Below are 21,657 nucleotides of genomic sequence, written 5' to 3'. Positions count from 1 at the left end.
GCTCTGCGAGCGACCGCACACCCACCGGCCGGGGGGCGGAGGTGGTTTGCCCGGCCGGAGGGCGTGCGGCGTCACACCGCCGCGTGGTGCCTGAGCGTGATGCGGGCGGCGATGAGGGCGGCGATGTGGGCGGCGGGCCCGGGGTCGAGCATGCGGTGGTGCTCGGCGTCGACCGGGCGGACCTCGATGGCGCCGGCGGTGTACGGGCGCCAGGACTCCGGCGGCGAGGACGGCCGGGCGGAGGTCACCAGGAGCATGTCGCCCTCCAGGGCGGGCGGCGGGCCGCTGGTGATGCGGATGCTGTTCACCATGACCTCCAGGGCGTGGCCCCGCTGGTCCTCGGAAAGGTGGCCGAGCTCGCTGGTGCTGCCGCCCAGCAGCGTGACGACGTGCCGGCGCATCTCCTCAAGACTCATCGCCCGGGTGTCCACCGGCTCGGCGCCGTACGCCTCGCCGTAGTGCTCGCACATGTCGGCGAGCAGGACGGCGCGGTCTGCGTAGTCCTTCTCCTCCGGCGGGGAGGGGTAGGCGTCGAGGACGGCCAGCAGGCCGACCTCCTCGCCCTCCTCGCGCAGCCGGGCGGCCACGGCGTGGGCGAAGTTGCCGCCGAGCGACCAGCCGAGCAGGTGGTACGGGCCGGCGGGCTGGACCTTGCGCACCTGGGCGACGTAGTCGGCGGTCAGCTCGGCGAGGTCGGCGGGCAGCTCGTCGCGCCCTTCGAGGCCGCGGGCCTGGAGCGCGTACACCGGGTGCGCCGGGTCGAGGTGGCGCAGCAGCGCGGAGTACCGCCAGCCCAGGCCGGCCAGCGGGTGCACGCAGAACAGCGGATAGCGGTCGCCGCTCTCTCGCAGCGGCAGGACGACGTCGAACGCGCCGCCGGCCCCGCCGCCGGAGCGCGCGGCCAGCCGGGCCGGGGTCGGCGCCTCGAAGACGTCGGCGACCCGCAGCTCGGCGCCCAGGACCGCGCGGACGCGGCCGACGAGCTGCGTGGCCAGCAGCGAGTGCCCGCCGAGCTCGAAGAAGTTGTCCTCCACGCCGACCTCGGCGACGCCGAGCACCTCGGCGAACAGCCCGCACACCACCTGCTCGCGCGGGCCGAGCGGGGCTCGTCCCGTCCCTGACTCGTACACCGGGGCGGGCAGCGCCCGGCGGTCGATCTTGCCGTTGGGCGACAGCGGCAGCGCGTCCATCCGGACGAACGCCGCGGGAACCATGTGCGCGGGCAGGGTCTCGGCCACGTGGTCGCGCAGCCCCGCGGGGAGCTCGCCGGCCACGACGTAGGCGACGACCCGCCGGTCTCCCGGCCGGTCCTCCCGCACCACGACCGCGGCCCGCTCCACGGCGGGATGGCGGGTCAGCGCGGCCTCGATCTCGCCGGGCTCGACGCGGAAGCCGCGCACCTTGACCTGGTCGTCGACCCGGCCGACGAACTCGAGCTGCCCGTCGGCCCGCCACCGCACCGCGTCACCGGTGCGGTACATGCGCCCGCCCCGGAACGGGTCGGCGACGAAGCGTTCGGCGGTCAGCCCGGGACGGCGCAGGTAGCCGCGCGCCAGCCCCACACCGGACACGTACAGCTCGCCCACCACGCCGGGCGCCACCCTCCGCAGCCCGGCGTCCAGGACGTGCACCCCGGCGCCGGGGACCGGGCGGCCGATCGGCGGGTGGGCGGGTCCCGCGAGGGGCGCGCTGACGGTCGCGGCGACGGTGACCTCGGACGGGCCGTACTCGTTGATCAGGCGGCGTCCCCGCGACCAGGAGTCGCGCGCCTCGGCGGACAGCGTCTCGCCGCCGGTGACCAGGGTGCGCAGGGACGGGATGTCCCGGGGCAGCCCTTCGAGGACCGCCGGCGGGATGAACGCGTGGGTGACCCCTTCCCGCCGCATCAGGGCGGCCAGTTCCTCGCCGGTCAGCCCGCCGCCGGGCCCGGTCAGGCAGGCGCCGGTGAGCAGGGCGCAGCACAGTTCGGCCACCGAGACGTCGAAGCTGGGCGAGACGTACTGCAGGACCCGGTCGCCGGGGCCCGCCGGGTAGGCGCGGGCCTGGTTCTCGCGCAGGGCGGCGAAGCCGCGGTGGGTGACCACCACGCCCTTGGGACGCCCGGTCGACCCGGAGGTGGAGATGACGTACGCCGGGGACGAGGGCAGCAGCGGGGCCGCCCGGTCGGCGTCGCGGGGGTCGTGGCCGGGGAAGGCGGCGGCGTCGGGGAGCGGCCCGGACAGCACCAGGGCGGGGGCGGCGTCGTCGAGCATCGCGGCGATCCGCTCGGCCGGGTAGGCCGGGTCCACCGGGAGGTAGGCCGCGCCGGCCTTCAGCACCGCCAGCACCGCGACGACCAGGCCGGTCGAGGGGGGCAGCTTCAGCGCCACGACGTCCTCGGGGCCGGCGCCGCGCGCGATCAGCAGGTGGGCAAGGCGGTTGGCGGCGGCGTTCAGCTCGGCGTAGGTCAACCGGTCGGCGCCGAAGGCGACGGCGGGGGCGCCGGGGGTGCGGCGCGCCTGCTCCTCGAACAGCTCGGGGAAGCTCGCCACGGGCTCCCAGGGGCCGCCGTCGCCCCAGCGCGCCAGCCGGGCGGCCTCGTCCGGCGGCAGCACGTCGAGCGCGCTGACCGGCGCGGCCGGGTCGGCCACGGCCGAGCGGAGCAGGCACCCGAGCCGGTCGGCGAGCAGCCGGGCGCTCTCGGGGTCGAACAGGTCGGCTGCGTACTCCAGCACGCCGCGCAGGTCGGCGTTGAGGCTGAACGCCAGGTCGAACTTGGCGACGTCGGTGCGGATCTCCTGGCCGCCGACGGCGAGCCCGGCCAGCGCGGGGGTGTCGCCGCCGTCCCCGGCGTCGTCCTGCATGGCGAGCATCACCTGGAACAGCGGGTGGTGGCCGAGCGAGCGGGCCGGGTTGACCGCCTCGACCAGCCGCTCGAACGGCACCCCGGCGTGGGCGTAGGCCGACAGGTCGGTCTCGCGCACCCGGTCGAGCAGGTCGCGGAACGCCGGGTCGCCCGAGGTGTCGGTGCGCAGGACCAGGGTGTTGACGAAGAACCCGACGAGGTCGTCCAGCGCCTCGTCCGCGCGTCCGGCCTCCGGCGTGCCGATCGGGATGTCGGTGCCGGCGCCGAGCCGGGTGAGCAGCGCGGCGAGCGCGGCCTGCAGCACCATGAACACGGTGGTGCCGCTCTGCCTGGCCAGCGCGGCGACGCCGTCGCGCAGGGCGGGGTCCCAGTCGATCGGCACCTGGCCGCCGCGGTAGGTGGCCTTGGCCGGTCTCGGGCGGTCGGTGGGCAGCTCCAGCCGCTCGGGCAGGTCCTTCAGCGCCTCCAGCCAGTGGCCCAGCGGGAGGTCGGCGTCCCGCTGCCACAGGGTGTAGTCGGCGTACTGCACGGGCAGCGGCGCCCAGCCGGGCGGCCGTCCCTGGACCCGGGCCGCGTACGCGGTGGAGAGGTCCCTGGCCAGCGGGCCCATCGACCAGCCGTCGCCGGCGATGTGGTGCAGCAGGATGAGCAGGCAGTGGTCGTCAGGGGCGAGCCGGAACAGCGTCGCCTTCAGCGGCAGCTCGCGGGACAGGTCGATGGCGTGCGCGCACGCGGCCCGCAGCGCTTCGTCGAGCTCTCCGGGGGCGAGGTCCACCTGGTCCAGTGGCACGCGGGCGAGCTCGGGCGGCAGCACCCGCTGCTCGGCCTCGCCCTCGTGGTCGGGGAAGACGGTGCGGAGCGACTCGTGCCGCGCCGTGACGTCGTCCAGGGCGAGCCGCAGCGCCGCGATGTCCAGCGGGCCGCGCAGCCGCAGCGCGCCGGGGATGTTGTAGGTGGCGCTCGGCCCCTCCAGGCGGGACATGAACCACAGGCGCTGCTGGGCGTAGGACAGCGGGATGCGTTCCGGGCGCGGCATGGGCGCCGGCGGGGGCCCGGCCCGCTCGGCGGTCTCGATCCGGCGGGACAGCTCGGCCACGGTCGGCGACTCGAAGATCGCCCGGACGGGGAGGGCGGCGCCGAACACCGCGCGCACCCTGCTGAGCAGGCGCACGGCCGTCAGCGACTGGCCGCCGAGGGCGAAGAAGTCGTCGCCGGGGCCCACTTCTGGCACGCCGAGGATCTCGGCGAACAGCCCGCGCAGGATCTCCTCCCGGGGGCCGCCGCGGTGGCGGCGCGTCCGGGCCTGACCGGCCTCGCCGGCGGTGGCCGCCGCGGTGAGAGACGAGCTCAGGGACCCGACGGTGGCCGCCGCGTCAAGGGCGGAGCTCGCGGACCCGGCGGTGGCCGCCGCGGCCAGGGCCGGGGGCGTGGGCAGCCCGGCCTCCCGCAGCGGCGCGTCGGGGGCGGTGGCGAGCGCGGTGAGCGTCTGGACCAGCCAGTCGCCCAGGGCGCGCGCCTCGTCGTCGGTCACCAGGTCGGTGCGGTACTCCAGCTCCATCTGCAGCCGGTCGCCGGCCATGCCGGCGATCAGGCGCAGCGGGTAGTGGGCGGAGTCGCGCCCGCCGACCCCGACCAGGCGGATCTCGGCGTCGTCGCGGCCGGGCGAGCCGCCGGGGTAGTTCTCCACGGTGGTCACGGTGTCGAACAGCTCGCCGAGCCCGGTCATCCGGTGGATGCGGCCGAGCCGCACCGACTGGTGGGCCAGCAGCCCGGCCTGCTCGCCCTGCAGCCGGGTGAGCAGGGCCGTGAACGACTCGGCCTGGTCCAGGCGTACCCGGACCGGGACGGTGTTCATGAACATCCCGACCATGGTCTCGATGCCGGGCACCTCGGGCGGCCGTCCGGAGACGACCGCGCCGAACACCACGTCGTCGCGGCCGGTGAGACGCCCGAGCAGCAGGCCCCACAGGCCCTGGACCAGGGTGTTGGGGGTGACGTCCCTGCCGCGCACGGCGGCGGTGAAGTCCGTCGCCACCTCGCGGGGCAGGTCCAGGATGAGCCGTCCGGGCAGCTCGGGGACCTGCTCGGCGGCGCCGGGGAACAGCCGGGTGGGCTCGGTGAGCCCGTCGAGCGCGGCCCGCCACTCCCGCTCGGCCTCCGCCTCGTCCTGGCCGGCCAGCCAGGTCAGGTAGTCGCGGAAGGGGGTGACCCGGGGCAGCGCCGAGGCGTCGCCCCGGGAGTGGTAGAGGGCCAGCAGCTCGCGCAGCAGGATCGGCAGCGACCAGCCGTCGAACAGGATGTGGTGGTTGGTCACCATCAGCCGGTGGTGCTCGTCGTCCAGCCGCACCAGGGTGAAGCGGAGCGCGGGCGGGGTCGCCAGGTCGAACCTGCGGTCCTGCTCGGCCTCGAACAGGCGGGCCAGCTCGGCCTGCTGCTCCTCGGGAGGCAGGCCGCTCAGGTCGGCCTGCTCCCAGGGCGGCTCCACGTCGCGGTGCACGACCTGCATCGGCTGCCCGGTCTTGCGCTGCCGGAAGCTCACCCGCAGGTTCGGGTGGCGGCGCAGCAGCGCGCGGGCGGCCGTGCGCAGGACGCCGGGGTCCAGGCGGCCCTCGATCTCCAGCACCATCCGGACGGTGTAGGTGTCGACGCCGTCCTCTTCGGCCAGGGCGTGGAACAGCAGCCCTTCCTGCATCGGCGCCAGAGGCAGGACGTCTTCGAACGCTGCGCGCTTCACTGCCCCATCAGCTCCTCTTCGAGGCTGTCGATCTCGTCCTGGGTCAGGGTCAGGGACAGGTCGGAGGGGGTGTAGCCTCCGGCGTCCGGACGGTCGGCGTGGGCGGCGAGGCCGCGCAGCGCGGTGAACCACTCCTCGGCGAGGGCGCCGATCTCCCGCTCGGTGAACAGCTCGCCGGGCCAGCACCAGGTGACCGACAGCTCGGTGCCCCCGGGGCGGTCCACGGCGGTGGCGACCAGCTCGATCGCGTGCGCCGAGGGCATCTCCGGGTCACGGGCGACGGGGGTCGGCATGCCGCTCGCGGGCGTCCAGTACGCGCCGCCGCCGTCCCCGCCGGCGCCGCCTCCGCCGCCGAAGCGGCCGAGGTAGTTGAAGGCGATCTGCGGGACCGGGGTCACCCTGGGCTCGCCGCCGAGGTAGCGCCACAGCCCGAAGCCCACGCCGTTGTCGGGGATGGCGCGCAGCGTCTCCTTGACCCGCCTGAGGGCGTCGCCGACCTCCGGGCCGCCGGCCAGGACGGCCCGCCGGTCGATCGGGCCGGTCCGCAGGTGCACCGGGTACATGCTGGTGAACCAGCCGACGGTCCTGGACAGGTCCAGGCCCTCGGCCAGTTCCTCGCGGCCGTGCGCCTCGACGTCCACCAGCAGCTCCTCCCGGCCGCGCCACTGGCCGGCGGCGATGGCGAGGCCGGTGAGCAGCACGTCGTTGACCGAGGCGTGGAACAGGGCGGGCACCGCGGTCAGCAGCGGCTCGGTGTCGGCGGCGGGCAGCGTCAGCGTCAGCTCGCGCGCCGCCCCGGCGGCGTCCTTGCGGGGGTCGAGCTCGCGGGAGCCGAGCGGCGGCTCGGCGGCGGGCAGCGCGTCCCACGGGGCCGCCTTGGCGTCGCGGGCCAGCGAGGCCAGCGTGTGCGCCCAGTGGCGGAAGGACGTGGGCACCGGGTCGAGGACGGGCCTGCCGCCACCGGCCAGCGCCTCCCACGCCGCCTGGAGGTCGGGGACCAGGATGCGCCAGGAGACGCCGTCCACGGCCAGGTGGTGCAGCACGAGCAGCAGCAGGCCGGGGCGGCCGGGTCCGGCGTCGAACCAGACGGCGTTCACCATGGCCCCCGCGGCGGGCGACAGCGACGAGCGGGCGATCTCGCCCTCCTCGGCGACCACCGCGCGGACCCGGTCCTCGGCCAGGCCCGCGACGTCGACCCTGCGGACGCGGTCGGCGGCGGCGACCGCGCCTACCGGCGGGATGGTCAGGGACGCGCCGCCGGCCGAGGACCGCATGCGCAGCACGTCGTGGTGGTCCAGCAGGGCCTGGACGGCGCCCTCCAGGTGCTCGCCGAGGCCGGGCGGCACGGTGAGCGCCATCGCCTGGTTGAACCCGTCGCTCGGCCCGCCCAGCTCGCGCAGCCAGTGCATGATCGGGGTGGCGGGCAGGTCGCCGGTCGCCGCGTGGCGGGCCGCGCCGGCGCTCGTGCCCGGCGTCTCCCGGGCGACGGCCGCGAGGGCTTCCACGGTCTGGTTCTGGAACACGTCGCGGGCGCTGATGGTCAGGCCGGCCTTGCGGGCGCGGGAGACGAGCTGGAGCGACATGATGCTGTCGCCGCCGAGCTGGAAGAACCCGTCGTCCAGCGACACCGACGGCACCCCGACCACCTCGGCGAACAGGCGGCAGAGGATCTCCTCGCGGGCGTTGCGGGGCGCGCGTCCCTGCGCCTCGCCGGCGGCGATGGACGGGTCGGGCAGCGCCTTGCGGTCGATCTTCCCGTTCGGGGTGAGCGGCAGGTCGGGGAGCACGACGAGCGCCGCGGGCACCATGTAGTCGGGCAGGGTCGCGGCCAGGTGGTCGCGCAGGGCGGCCGAGGACGCGCCGGGGTCCTGGGTCACGACGTACCCGAGCAGGCGCTTGGGCCCGCCCTGCGGCTCGTCGGCGATGACGACGGCGTCGGTGACGCCGGGGGCGGCCCGCAGCGCGGCCTCCACCTCGCCCAGCTCGATGCGGTTGCCGCGGATCTTGACCTGGTGGTCCACCCGGGTCAGGAAGTCGAGCTGGCCGTCGGCGCGCAGCCGCACGCGGTCGCCGGTGCGGTACATGCGCGCGCCAGGCTCGGCGGTGTAGGGGTCGGGCAGGTAGCGCGTGGCGGTCCGCGAGGGCTCGCCGAGGTAGCCCAGGCCGACGCCGGTCCCGGCGATGTACAGGTCGCCGGGCAGGCCGGGCGGCACGGGCCGCAGGCCGTCGTCCAGGATGTGCAGCACGTTGTTGCGCAGCGGACGCCCGACCGGCAGCCGCCCGTGCTCCACCTGGGCGTCGACGTCGCCGGTGATGAAGGCGTGGGTGTTGTCGTCGGAGCACTCGGTCAGCCCGTAGGCGTTGACCAGCGCGGCCCGCGGGAAGCGGGCGTACCACCGCTTGCAGATCTCCGGCGAGAGCACCTCGCCGTTGACGATGAACCACCGCAGCGTCGGCATCGCCGCCGCCGGGATGCCCGAGTCGTAGGCGTCGAGCCCGGCCCGCATGAAGGACGGCACGACCTCCACGATGGTCAGCCCGGCGCGCTCGACCTCGGCGAACAGCTCCAGCGGGTCGCGGGCGACGTCCTTGTCCACGACGTGGGTGCGGCCGCCGGCCAGCAGCGCCGACAGCATCTGCCACACCGAGACGTCGAAGGTGAGCGGCGCGTTGAGGACGACGGCGTCCCCGGCGCCGATGCCCAGCTCCTCGATCTTGGCGTACAGGTGGTTGACCATGCCGCGCTGGTGCACCATCGCGCCCTTGGGCCTGCCGGTGGAGCCGGAGGTGAAGATGACGTACATCAGCCCGTCGCCGCGCAGCTCGGGGCGGGCCGGCGGGTCGCCGTGCGGCTGACGGGCCAGCGCGGCGCGGGTGTCGTCCTGGTCCAGCAGCAGCCAGGGCGCCTGGACCCCCGGGATGGGGACCGCGGAGGCCGAGGAGCCGATGAGCAGCGTCGGCCGCGCGCTGTTCAGGACGGCGCTGACGCGGTCCGCCGGGTGCTCGGGGTCGAAGGGCAGGTAGACCGCGCCCGCCTTGAAGATCGCCAGCAGGCTGACGACGGCGTCGACGCTCGGCGGCAGGCCGACCGCGACGAACTGCTGCGGGGCTCCGCGCTCCATCAGCAGGTGCGCCAGCCGGTTGGCCCGCTCGTTCAGCTCGGCGTAGCTCAGGGTGAGCTGCCCGTAGGTCAGCGCGGGGGCGCCGGGCGTGCGCGCCACCTGGGCCTCGAACAGCTCCTGGAAGGTCTCGCCGGGGATCGGGGCGGCCGTGGCGTTGCCCGCCGCGAGGCGCTCGCGCTCCTGGTCCGCCAGCAGGTCCACCTGCGCGATCCGCTGGTCGGGGTCGGCGGCCACGGCGTCGATGAGCCGGGCCAGCCGCTCGGTGAGCGCGACGGCGGTGGCGTCGTCGAACAGGTCGGTGGCGTACTCCAGCGACCCGCCGATGCCGGCCGGGGTGCCGTCCTGCGCGTGGTGCTCGCGCAGGCCGAACGCCAGGTCGTACTTGGCGACGCTGCCGCGCAGCGGCTCGAACCCGGCGGACAGGCCCGGCAGGTCCAGACGCGGGAGCCCCTCGCTGATCAGGCTGAGCATCACCTGGAACAGCGGCGTGTGGGCCATCGACCGCTCGGGGTTGACCGCCTCCACGACCCGCTCGAAGGGCACCTCGGCGTGGGCGTAGGCGGCCAGGTCGGCCTGCCTGACCCGGGTGAGCAGCTCACGGAAGGTGGGCTCCCCGGAGACGTCGGTGCGCAGCACCAGCGAGTTGACGAAGAACCCGACCAGGTCGCCGAGCGCCTCGTCGCTCCGCCCGGCGACGACGGTGCCGATGGGGATGTCGGTGCCGGCGCCGAGCCTGCTGAGCAGCGCGGCGACGGCGGCCTGCAGGACCATGAACACGGTGGTCCCGGTCTCGCGGGCCAGCGCGGCGACGCCCTGGTGCGCGCTCGCGGGGATGGCGACCGGGATGGTGGTGCCCGCGTGGCCGGCGACGTCCGGCCGCGGCCGGTCGGTGGGCAGTTCGAGCACCTCCGGCGCCCCGGCGAGCGCGTCGCGCCAGAACCGGATCTCGGCCTCCTCGGTGCCGGTCTCCTGCTGCCACAGCGCGTAGTCGGCGTACTGCACCGGCAGCGGCGTCCACTCGGGGGCCTGTCCGGCGTGCCGGGCGGTGTAGGCGGTGACCAGGTCGGCGGCCAGCGGCATCATCGACATGCCGTCGCCCGCGATGTGGTGGACCAGCAGCATCAGCACGTGCTCGGCCGGGCCGGTCCGGTACAGCCAGGCGCGCATCGGCGGCTGCCCCGTGAGGTCAAGCGGGTACCTGATGTCCTGGGCCAGCAGGTCGGGCAGGTCCCGCTCGGTGGTGTCGACCAGCGTGACCTCGGTGTGGACGGCGGGCAGGATCGTCTGGTGGACCTCGCCGTCGGTCTCGGCGAAGACGGTGCGCAGCACCTCGTGCCGGCCGGTGAGGTCGTCGATGGCGGCGCCGAGCGCGCCGGCGTCGAGGTCGCCGGACAGGCGGATCGCCAGGGGGATGTTGTAGGTCGGGCTCGGGCCCTCCAGGCGGTGCAGGAACCACAGCCGCCGCTGGGCGTAGGACAGCGGGATGCGCTCGGGGCGCGGCATGGGCCGCACGGGGGGCCGGGCGCCGGCGGCCCGGTCCAGGCTCTCGCACAGCGCGGCGACGGTGGGGTTGTCGAACAGCTCGCGCAGCGGCAGCTCCACGGCCAGGACCGAGCGGACGCGGCTGACCAGTTGCGTGGCCAGCAGCGAGTGCCCGCCGAGCTCGAAAAAGTTGTCCTCCACGCCGACCTCGGCGACGCCGAGCACCTCGGCGAACAGCCCGCACACCACCTGCTCGCGCGGGTCGCGCGGCGCTCTGCCCGTCCCGGCCTCGTACACCGGGGCGGGCAGCGCCCGGCGGTCGATCTTGCGGTTGGGCGACAGCGGCAGCGCGTCCATCCGGACGAAGGCCGAGGGGACCATGTGGGCGGGCAGGACCTTGCCCACGAACTCCCGCAGGCCCTCCGGCGGCTCGCCGGCCACCACGTAGGCGACGATGCGCCGGTCGCCGGGCCGGTCCTCGCGCACGACGACGGCGGCCTGCGCGATGCCGGGGTGCCGGGTGAGCACGGCCTCGATCTCGCCGAGCTCGACGCGGAAGCCGCGCACCTTGACCTGGTCGTCGACCCGGCCGACGAATTCGAGCTGCCCGTCGGCCCGCCACCGCACCGCGTCGCCCGTACGGTACATGCGCCCAGGCCCGAACGGGTCGGCCACGAACCGCTCGGCCGTGAGCGCCGGGCGGCGCAGGTAGCCGCGCGCCAGCCCCTCGCCGGCGATGTACAGCTCGCCGACCACTCCCGGGGCGACGGGCCGCAGGCCGGCGTCCAGGACGTAAAAGCGGGTGCCGAACAGCGGGGAGCCGATCGGCGGCTTCTCCCCGGCCACGAGCGGGCCGCTCGCCGAGACCCACATGGTGGTCTCGGTGGGGCCGTAGCCGTTCAGCATGAGCCGGCCCTCGCCCCACCGGTCCACCAGCTCGGGGCCGAGGACATCGGTCCCGACGAGCAGGGTGGCCAGGTCGGGCAGGGGGACGACCGGCAGGCTCGCCAGCGCGGCGGGCGGCAGCACGGCGTGGGTGACCTGCCCGTCGAGGAGCACCCGGGCCAGGTCGTCCCCGCCGCGCACGTCGCGCGGCGCGATGACCAGGGCGGCGCCCGCCCCGAAGGCGTAGAGCATCTCGAAGATGGAGGTGTCGGTGCTGAGCGGGGCGAACTGGAGCACCCGGGAGTCCGGCCGGGTGCGCAGCCGCTCCCGCTGGGAGGCGGCGCTCGCCGCGATGCCGCGGTGGGTGACCACCACGCCCTTGGGACGCCCGGTCGACCCGGAGGTGTAGATCACGTACGCCGGGGACGACAGGCTCAGCGGCGCGGTGCGCTCGCCGTCGGCGAGGTCGTGGGCGGCGTACTCCGCGAGGCCCTCGACCCCGTCCAGGTCGCCGAGCACGAGCCGGGGCGCCTCCCCCGGCAGGGCCGCCGCCGCGCCCGCGCCGGTGATGACCAGCGAGGGGGCGGTGTCGGCGAGCATCAGCGCGATGCGCTCGCCCGGGTAGTCCGGGTCCACCGGGACGTACGCGGCGCCGGTCTTGAGCACCGCGAGCACCGCCACCGCGGCCTGCGCCGAGCGGGGCAGCGCGACGGCGACGTGCGACTCCGGGCCGGCGCCGTACCGGTCCACCAGCAGGCGGGCCAGCCGGTTGGCCACCGCGTTGACCTCGCCGTAGGTGAGGACGTGCCCGCCGGACACCAGCGCGGGCGCCTCGGGCGCGCGGGCCGCCTGGGCCTCGAACAGCGCGGGGATCGTCGCCGGCGGAACCGGGGAGGCGGTGTCGTTCCACTCCACCAGCAGCCGCGTCCGCTCGGCGGGCGAGAGCACCTCGACCTCGCCGAGGCGGCGGTCGGGGGCGGCCGCCACCGACCCGAGCAGCCGGCGGAACCGCTCGGCGATGCCCTGCGCCGTCGCCCGGTCGAAGATGTCGGTGGCGAACTTGACGATGCCCTCCATGCCGGTGGGCGTGCCGTCGGCGGCGTAGGTCTCGGTCAGGCCGATCCACAGGTCGAACTTGGCCGAGCCGGGGTCGGGGCTGTCCACCTCGACCGACAGGCCCGGCAGGCGGACGTTGCCGCCGACCATGTCCCGGTCCACGGTGAGGGTCACCTGGTACAGGGGCGCGTGGCTCATCGACCGCGCCGGGTTGAGCGCGTCCACGACCTTGTCGAAGGGCACGTCGGCGTTGGCGTAGGCGGCCAGGTCCACCTCGCGCACCCGGTCGAGCAGCTCGCGGAAGCTCGGGTCGCCGGAGGTGTCGGCGCGCAGCACGACCATGTTGACGAAGAAGCCGACCACCCTGTCCAGGGCTTCGTCCGCGCGTCCGGCGACGCCGGTGCCGATGGTGATGTCGGTGCCCGAGCCGAGCCGGGTCAGCAGCCCGGCCAGCGCGGCGTGCATCACCATGAACAGCGTGGCGCTCCTGCGGCGGGCCAGCTCGATGAGGTCCCAGTGCAGCTCGGCGCCGATCTGGAAGGTGACCCGCTCGGCGGTGCCGTGGCGGCGGGCGGGGCGCGAGCGGTCGGCGGGCAGCTCCAGCGGCTCGGGGGCGCCCGCGAGCCGGTCGCGCCAGTGGTCGAGCTGCCGTGAGATCGGGCTGGCCGGGTCGGCCTCGCTGCCCAGCGCCGCCGCCTGCCAGAGGGTGTAGTCGGCGTACTGCACCGGCAGCGGCTCCCAGTCGGGGGCGGTGCCGGCCAGGCGCGCGGCGTAGGCGGTGGACAGGTCGCGGCTCAGGGTGCCCATCGAGACGCCGTCGGTGGCGATGTGGTGCAGCAGGAGCAGCAGGCAGTGCTCCTGCGCGCCGAGCGCGAACAGCGTCGCCCTGACCGGCAGGTCGCCGGCCAAGTCGAAGGTGTGCCGGAGCGCGTCGCCCATGAGCGCGGGCAGCTCGTCGCGGCCGGCGGGCACGACGTCGAAGGCGGGACGGGCCTCGCCGGCGGGGTGGATCCGCTGGTAGGGGCGGCCGCCGTCGTCCAGGTAGACCGTGCGCAGCGCCTCGTGCCGCTCGACCAGGTCGGCCAGCGCGGCCGACAGGGCCGTGGCCGACAGCGCCCCCGACAGGCGCAGCACGAGCGGGACGTTGAACGTCGGGCTCGGCCCCTCCAGCCGGTGCAGGAACCACAGGCGCTGCTGGGCGTAGGACAGCGGGACGCGCTCGGGCCGCTCCATCGGCGCCAGCGCGGGCCCGTCGTCCTTGGTGGCGCGCAGCCGGTCGACCAGCGCGGCGACCGTGGGGGTGCGGAACAGGTCGCGGACCCGCAGCTCGGTGCCGAGGGTGCTCCTGATCCTGCTGACCAGCCGGGTGGCCAGCAGCGAGTGGCCGCCGAGCTCGAAGAAGTTGTCCTCCACCCCGACGTGCGGCACGCCGAGGATCTCGGCGAACAGCCCGCACATGATCTCCTCGCGGGCCGTGCGCGGCGCCCGGCCGCCCGAGCGGGTGGCGAACTCCGGCGCGGGCAGCAGCTTGCGGTCGAGCTTGCCGTTGGGCATGACCGGCAGCGCGTCGAGGGTCACGAACGCGGCGGGCACCATGTACTCGGGCAGGGTGGCGCCCACGTGCGCGCGCAACTGCCCCGGTTCGGGGGCCTTGGCCGAGGCCGCGACCAGGTAGGCGACGATGCGCCGGTCGCCGGGCCGGTCCTCGCGCACGATGACGGCGGCCTGCCTGACCTGCGGGTGGCGCGACAGCGCGGCCTCGATCTCGCCGAGCTCGACGCGGAAGCCGCGCACCTTGACCTGGCTGTCCACCCGGCCGACGAACTCCAGCTGCCCGTCGGCCCGCCACCGCACCGCGTCGCCCGTGCGGTACATGCGCCCGCCGCCGAACGGGTCGGCCACGAACCGCTCGGCGGTCAGGGCGGGACGGCGCAGGTAGCCGCGCGCCAGCCCCTCGCCGGCCACGTACAGCTCGCCGACCACGCCGGGGGCCACCGGCCGCAGGCCCGCGTCCAGGACGTAGACCCGGGTGTCGCACAGGGGCGAGCCGATGGGCGGGTTCTCCCCCGGCGTCAGGGCGCCGCTCGCGGTGGCCCAGATCGTCGCCTCGGTGGGGCCGTAGCCGTTCAGCATGAGCCGGCCCTCGCCCCACCGGTCCACCAGCTCGGGGCCGACGACGTCTCCGCCGGTCAGCAGGGTGGTCAGGTGGGGCAGCGGGGTGGGCGGGACGCTGGCCAGGGTCGCCGAGGGGATGACCGCGTGGGTGATCCGCTGGGCCGACAGCAGTTCGGCCAGGTCGTCGCCGCCGCGCACGTGCGGCGGCGCGACCACCAGGGCTCCCCCGGCGCCGAAGGCCATCAGCGTCTCCATGACCGAGACGTCGAAGCTCGGGGAGGCGAGCTGGAGCACCCGGCCGCCGTCGTGGACCAGCAGGCGCTCGCGCATCGAGGCGACGGTGGCGGCGATGCCGTGGTGGGTGACCGCCACGCCCTTGGGACGCCCGGTGGAGCCGGAGGTGTAGATCACGTAGGCCGGGTGGGACGGCTCCAGCGGCGCGGTCCGCTCGCCGTCCGTCAGGTCGCCCAAGGCGTACCCGTCCAGTCCGTCGAGGTCGGAGAGCGCGTCGAGCACCAGCCGGGGCACCTCGCCGCCGGTCTCGGCGGCCGGGCCGGTGATCACCAGGGACGGCCGGGTGTCGGCCAGCATGAACGCGATGCGTTCGGCTGGGTAGTCGGGGTCGACCGGGACGTAGGCCGCGCCGGTCTTGACCACCGCGAGCACCGCGGCGACGGCCTCCACCGAGCGGGGCAGCGCGACGGCGACGTGCGACTCCGGGCCGGCGCCGTACCGGTCCACCAGCAGGCGGGCCAGCCGGTTGGCCGCGGCGTTCAGCTCGGCGTAGGTGAGCGTGCGCTCGCCGGACACCAGCGCGGGCGCCTCGGGCGTGCGGGCCGCCTGGGCCTCGAACAGCGCCGGCATCGTCACCGGGGCGGCGGAGGAGGCGGTGTCGTTCCACTCCACCAGCAGCCGCGCCCGCTCGCCGGCCGACAGGATGTCCACCGCGCCCATCCGGCCGTCGGGGTCGGCGACCATCGCGGCCAGCATCCGGCAGAAGCGCTCGGCGATGCCCTCGGCCGTGGCCCGGTCGAACAGGTCGGTGGCGAACTTCAGGCCGACCTTCATCCCGCCGGGCGCCCGCCCGGTCAGCGGGTCATCCTCGTGCGCCTCCTCCAGGAAGAACATCAGGTCGAACTTGGCGGCCTCCAGTTCGACGTCCGGCGGGCTCACCGTCAGTCCGGGCATCCGCGCCTGGGCGCCGGCGTAGTTCTGCAGCACGATGCTGACCTGGAACAGCGGGTGGTGGGCCAGCGAGCGCGCCGGGTTGACGACGTCGACCAGCCGCTCGAAGGGGAGGTCCTGGTTGGCGTAGGCCACCAGGTCCACCTCGCGCACCCGGTCGAGCAGCTCGCGGAAGGTCGGGTCGCCGGAGGTGTCGGTGCGCAGCACCATGGTGTTGACGAAGAAGCCGACCAGGTCGTCGAGGTTCTCGTGGCTGCGCCCGGCCAGGCCGGTGCCGATCGGCAGGTCGGTGCCGGCGCCCATCCGCGTGAGCAGCGCGGCGAAGGCGGCGTGGGCGACCATGAACACGGTGACCCCGGCCTGGTGGGCCAGGGTGACCAGGTCGCGGTGCAGCGCGGCGTCGACGTGGCGGGTGACCATCTCGCCGCGGTTGGAGGCGACGGCCGGGCGCGGGCGGTCCAGCGGCAGTTCCAGCAGCTCGGGCATGCCGGCCAGGGCGGCGCGCCAGTGCCCGACCTGCCGCGCCAGCGCGCTGCCGGGGTCGTCCTCGCGGCCGAGCGTCCTGGTCTGCCAGAGCGCGTAGTCGGCGTACTGCACCGGCAGGGGAGGCCACGCGGGCGCGGCGCCGCCGAGGCGGGCGGTGTAGGCCTCGGCCAGGTCGCGCAGCAGCGCCCGCCACGACCAGCCGTCGCAGGCGACGTGGTGGATGACCAGGTGCAGGACGTGCTCGCGCTCGCTCAGCGAGAACAGCCCGACCCTGATGGGCGGCTGCTCGGCGAGCCGGAAGGAGCGGTGGCCGAACGCGGCGAGCGCCTCCTTCAGCTCCTCGGGCCGGACGCCGGTGAAGGCCACCTCGATCTCGGCGTCCTGCAGGGCCAGCACCACCTGGTACGGCTCGCCGTCCTCGCTGCGGATCAGCGTGCGCAGCACCTCGTGCCTGCCCACGACGTCCAGGACGGCGGCGCGCAGAGCGTCCTTGTCGACCGGGCCGCCGAGGCGCAGCACGGTCGGGATGTTGTACTGCGGGTTGTCCTCGTCGAGCCGGTGGATGAACCACACGCCGCGCTGGGCGTAGGACAGGGGGATGCGCTCGGGGCGCGGCTCGGGCTCCGGCTTCGACCGGCCCCGGCCCGCCAGGTCGATGCGCTCGACCAGCGCGGCCGGGGTCGGCGCCTCGAACGCCTCGCGGACGCCGAGCTCGACGCCGAAGACCGAGCGCACGCGGGCGACCAGCCGGGTCACCAGCAGCGAGTGGCCGCCGAGCTCGAAGAAGTTGGCGTCGGTGCCGACCTGGGGCAGGCCGAGCAGCTCGGCGAACAGGCCGCAGACGATCTCCTGCTGCGGAGTGCGCGGAGCGGACCCGCCGACCGGAGCGGCCGGTCCGGGCGCGGGCAGCGCGGCGCGGTCGAGCTTGCTGTTGGCGGTCAGCGGCAGCGCGTCGAGCACCACCACGGCCGAGGGCACCATGTAGGCGGGCAGCATGGCCCGGGCGTGGCCGAGCAGGTCCACCGGCTCGCCGGGGGTGAGCGTGACGTAGGCGACCAGGCGCTGGTCGCCGGGCCGGTCCTCGCGGACGATCACCGCGGCGGACGACACCCGGGGGTGCTCGCCGAGCACCGACTCGATCTCGCTGAGCTCGATGCGGAACCCGCGCACCTTCACCTGGTGGTCGACGCGCCCGGCGAACTCCATCTGGCCGTCGGGCCGCCAGCGGGCCAGGTCGCCCGAGCGGTACATGCGCGTCCCGGCGGCGAACGGGTCGGCCACGAATCGCTCGGCGCTCAGCCCCGGCCGGTTCAGGTAGCCGCGGCTGACCAGGTCGCCGGCGATGTAGAGCTCGCCGACCACGCCGGGCGGCACCGGGCGCAGCGCGGCGTCCAGGACATACAGCCGGGTGTTCCAGATGGGCCGGCCGATGGGGACGACGCCCGCGGGCACCCGGTCGCCGGGCTCGACGCGGTACTCCATGCAGCCCACGGTGGTCTCCGTGGGACCGTACTCGTTGATCACGGTGGCCGACGGGTGGCGGCGGCGCCACTCGTCCAGCACCTCCCCCATGAGCGACTCCCCGCCCAGCACGAGCTGCGCCGAGGGGGAGAACCGGTCGGGCAGGCCGATGAGCAGCGGCAGGTGGCTCGGGGTGGCCTTGACGAAGTCCGGGCGGGCCATGGCGGCCGCGGCGGCGTCGCCGTCGTCCAGGTCCACCAGGTGCGCGCACCCGCCGCTGGTCAGCGGCCCGAACAGGCCGGTGACGGTCAGGTCGAAGGAGACCGGCGAGTGCACCAGGGCGCGGCCGGCGACGCTGTGGTAGGTGTGCCGCGTCCAGGCCAGGTACTGGTTGAGCGAGCGGTGCTCGACCACGACGCCCTTGGGCCGGCCGGTCGAGCCTGAGGTGTAGATGACGAACGCCGGGTTGGCGGGCGTCGGGCCGCTGTCGAGGGGCCCGGCGGGCAGCGCGGCGGCCTCGGCCTCCAGCGCGGCCATGTCCCGCGGCGCGGCCAGGGTGAGGACGGGGGCGACGTCGTCCAGCATGAAGCGCACGCGCTCGGCGGGCAGGGCGGGGTCGACGGGCAGGTAGGCGCCGCCGGCCTTGGCGATGGCGAGCAGGGCGACCACCAGGGAGGCCGATCTGGGCAGCGCGACGGCGACGAACCGCTCGGGGCCCACGCCGCGCCCGGCCAGCAGCCGCGCCAGCCGGGAGGCGCGGGCGTCCAGCTCGGCGTAGGTGAGGATCTCCCCGCCGCACTCCACGGCCGCCGCGCCGGGGGTGCGGGCCGCCTGCGCCTCGAACAGCTCGGGCAGGGTCGCGTCGGGCACGGGGTGGGCGGTGGCGTTCCACTCCTCCAGCAGCGTGTCCCGCTCGCCCGGGGTGAGCAGGTCCAGCTCGCCGATGGGCCGCGCCGGGTCGCGCACGGCGCCTTCGAGCAGCCGCACCAGCCGCGCGGCCAGCACCTCGGCGCTGCGCTCGTCGAACAGGTCGGTGGCGTAGTCCAGGGCGCACTCGACCTCGCCGGCCCCGCCCCACTCGGCGGGCTCCCTGACGAAGAAGCTGAGGTCCACCTTGGCCGCGCCGGTGTGCACGGTGGGTTCCACCGACAGCGACAGCTCCGGGCCGAGCAGCGGCGCGCGCAGGCTGCGCTCGAAGGTCAGCATGACCTGGAAAACCGGGTGGTAGGACAGGGACCTGACCGGGTTGACGGCCTCCACGACGCTCTCGTACGGCGCGTCGGCGTTGGCGTAGGCCGCCAGGTCGGCCTCGGTCACCCGGGCGAGCAGCTCGCGGAAGCCCGGGTCGCCGGAGGTGTCGGTGCGCAGCACCAGCGTGTTGAGGAACTTGCCGACGAGCCCGTCCAGGGCCCGGTCCCCGCGGCCGGCGGTGGCCGTGCCGATGGGGATGTCGGTGCCGGCGCCGAGCCGGGTGAGCAGCGCGGCCACGGCGGCCTGGACGACCATGAAGACGGTCGAGCCGTCGCGCCGGGCGAGCGCGACCAGATCGCGGTGCAGGCCCTCGGGGAGAGCGAAGGCCACCCTGGCGCCGCCGTTGCCGGCCACGGCCGGGCGGGGACGGTCCAGCGGCAGCTCCAGCAGCGCGGGGCCGCCGGCCAGGGTCTCACGCCAGAACGCCACCTGGCGGGCGGCCGGGCTCGTCGCGTCGTCGAGGTCGCCGAGCAGCTCGCGCTGCCACAGGGTGTGGTCGGCGTACTGGATCCGCGGCGCGTCCTGTGCCTCGGCGCGCCCGGTGCGGTGGGCGTAGGCGGCGGCCAGGTCGTCCAGCAGCGGCTGCTCCGACAGCCCGTCGCTGGCGATGTGGTGGGTGACCAGCATGAGCACGTGCTCGCGCTCGCCGAGCCTGAACAGGGTCGCACGGAACGGCGCCTCGCGGGTGAAGGCGAACGGCCGCGCGGCCTCGGCGGCCAGCGCCGCGGCGAGGCCCCCGGCCGTGACGGGCACCACGGGCAGCCCGGGGACGGCGGCCCCCGGGTCGAGGGCGAGCTGGTACGGCTCGCCGTCGAGGTCGGGGTAGAGCGTGCGCAGCGGCTCGTGGCGGGCCACGACGTCGGCGACGGCCCGGCCGAGCGCCGCGGCGTCGACCCGGCCGGTCAGCCGCACGGCGAGCGGGAGGTTGTAGGTCGCGCTGGGCCCTTCCAGGCGGTGCAGGAACCACAGCCCGCGCTGGCCGGCGGACAGCGGCATCCGCTCGGGCCGGGGGCGGGCGGTGAGCGCGGGCCTGCGGCCCCTGGCGGCGGTGGCGACGCGGCCGGCGAGCGCCTCGGGGGTCGGCGCCTCGAACAGGGCGCGCAGAGGCAGCTCGACGTCGAACGCCTCGCGGACCATGCCGACCAGGCGGGTGGCCAGCAGGGAGTGCCCGCCGAGCTCGAAGAAGTTGCCGTCCACGCCGACGCCCGCCGCGCCGATGCCGCCGCCGATGCCCTCCGTGCCGTCCGCGCCGTCCGCGCCTTCGATGCCGAGCGCGTCGGCGAACAGGCGGCACAGCAGCTCCTCCGCGGCGGTGCGCGGGGCGCGTCCGGGGGCGGCCTGGACGGGCGGCGCGGGCAGCGCGCGGCGGTCGAGCTTGCCGTTGGCGGTGAGCGGCAGGGCGTCCAGCACCACCACGGCGGAGGGCACCATGTACGCGGGCAGGGCGGCCCCGGCGTGCTCCAGCACGGCGGCCTTCACCCTCTCGGCAGGGCCGGCGTGCCCGCCGTTCGGGCCGTCCGCTCCATTCGGCACGCCCATGCCATTCGGGCCGTCCACGCCGTCCGTGCCGTTCGGGTCGTCCGCGCGCGGGGTGACGTAGGCGACGATGCGCTGGTCGCCCGCGCGGTCCTCGCGCACGATCACGGCCACCTGGGCGACCCGGGGATGGCCGCCGATGACGGCCTCGATCTCGCCGAGCTCGATGCGGTGCCCGCGCACCTTGATCTGGTCGTCGACGCGGCCCGCGAACTCCAGCACCCCGTCCTCGCGCCACCGGGCGAGGTCGCCGGTGCGGTACATCCGCTCGCCGGGCACGCCGGAGGGGTCGGGGACGAACCGCTCGGCGGTGAGCCCGGGCCGGTTGACGTACCCCCGGGCCAGGCCGGTGCCGGCGATGTACAGCTCGCCGACCTCGCCGGGCGGCAGCGGGCGCAGCTCGGCGTCCAGCACGTGGACCCGGGTGTCGTCCATCGGCCGGCCGAGCGGCAGGACGCCGTCGGGCACCCGCTGCCCCGGCTCCACGCGGTACTCGGCGACGTTGACGGTGGCCTCGGTGGGCCCGTAGACGTTGATCACGGTGACGCCGGGGTGCCGCTCGCGCCAGCCGCGCAGCGCCTCGCCGCGCAGGGCCTCGCCGCCGAACATCAGCTCGCGGGTCGGGGAGAACCGCTCGGGCAGGATGTCCAGCAGCGGCAGGTGGCTCGGGGTGGCCTTGAGGAAGGTGCACGCGCCGGCGTCGCCGGGCACGCCATCCTCGGCGAGCGGCGACACCCGGACGCACCCGCCCGCGACCAGCGGCGCCCACAGCGAGGTCACGGTCATGTCGAAGGACACCGAGGAGTGCCACAGCGACTCCCCGGCCAGGCTCGGGTAGGCGCGCAGCGACCACAGCAGGTAGTCCGAGAGCGCGCCGTGCCCGATGACCACGCCCTTGGGCCGGCCGGTGGAGCCGGAGGTGTAGATGACGTAGGCGGGGTGACCGGCGGGCGCCAGCAGCGGCTCGCCGGGCCACGGCTGCTCGCCGTCGTCCTCGGCGAGCTCCTCCACCAGGACCCGGGGCCCTTCGTCCGGCACGGCGGCCGCCGCGGCGCCGCCGGTCAGCACGCACACCGGCCGCGCTTCCCGCAGCATGAACGCCACACGGTCACGCGGGTACTCGACGTCGATCGGCAGGTAGGCCGCGCCCGTCTTCAGCACGGCCAGCAACGCCACGACCAGGTCCGCCGAACGCGGCAGCGCCACGGCGACCAGGCGCTCGGGACCGGCCCCGAGCGCGGCCAGGCGGGAGGCGAGGCGGCCGGCCCGGCGGTCGAGCTCGGCGTAGGTCAGCTCGGTGCCGGCGAAGCGGACCGCGGGGGCGTCCGGCGTACGGCGTGCCTGGGCGGCGAACAGGCCAGGAAGCCACTCGGCGGGGCGCGCCGCGTCGTCGCCGTGCGGGTCGTGCAGCAAATCCTGGTCCATAAGCATGCCAGCCATCACTCGACTCCTAGTCACTATTCGCGCCACGACGAACCGAGTCTAAAAACGCGCCGTTT

At 75.6% G+C, this 21,657-nt stretch carries 2 protein-coding genes; both read right to left on the bottom strand.

The genetic code is table 11. From position 1 onward, the window contains the following. Positions 1-71: 71 nt before the first annotated feature. On the bottom strand, positions 72-5,579 hold the full coding sequence (locus tag ACFQSB_RS30655; protein ID WP_380830321.1) for an amino acid adenylation domain-containing protein: 5,508 nt from the start codon (positions 5,577-5,579) through the stop codon (positions 72-74). Next, positions 5,576-21,598, bottom strand: coding sequence for a non-ribosomal peptide synthetase (locus ACFQSB_RS30650; protein ID WP_380830320.1), 16,023 nt, complete (start codon positions 21,596-21,598; stop codon positions 5,576-5,578). Before ACFQSB_RS30650 ends, ACFQSB_RS30655 begins: the two co-directional genes overlap by 4 nt. Between the last annotated feature and the right edge of the window lie 59 nt (positions 21,599-21,657).

It is taken from the genome of Sphaerisporangium rhizosphaerae, assembly GCF_042665155.1.
GTDB classification, from domain to species: domain Bacteria; phylum Actinomycetota; class Actinomycetes; order Streptosporangiales; family Streptosporangiaceae; genus Sphaerisporangium; species Sphaerisporangium rhizosphaerae.
This window is presented reverse-complemented; position numbering and strand designations above follow the sequence as displayed.

Coding starts and splice junctions, on each gene's coding strand:
- ACFQSB_RS30650 (WP_380830320.1), bottom strand. CDS start 21,598: ATGGCTGGCATGCTTATGGACCAGGATTTGCTGCACGACCCGCACGGC.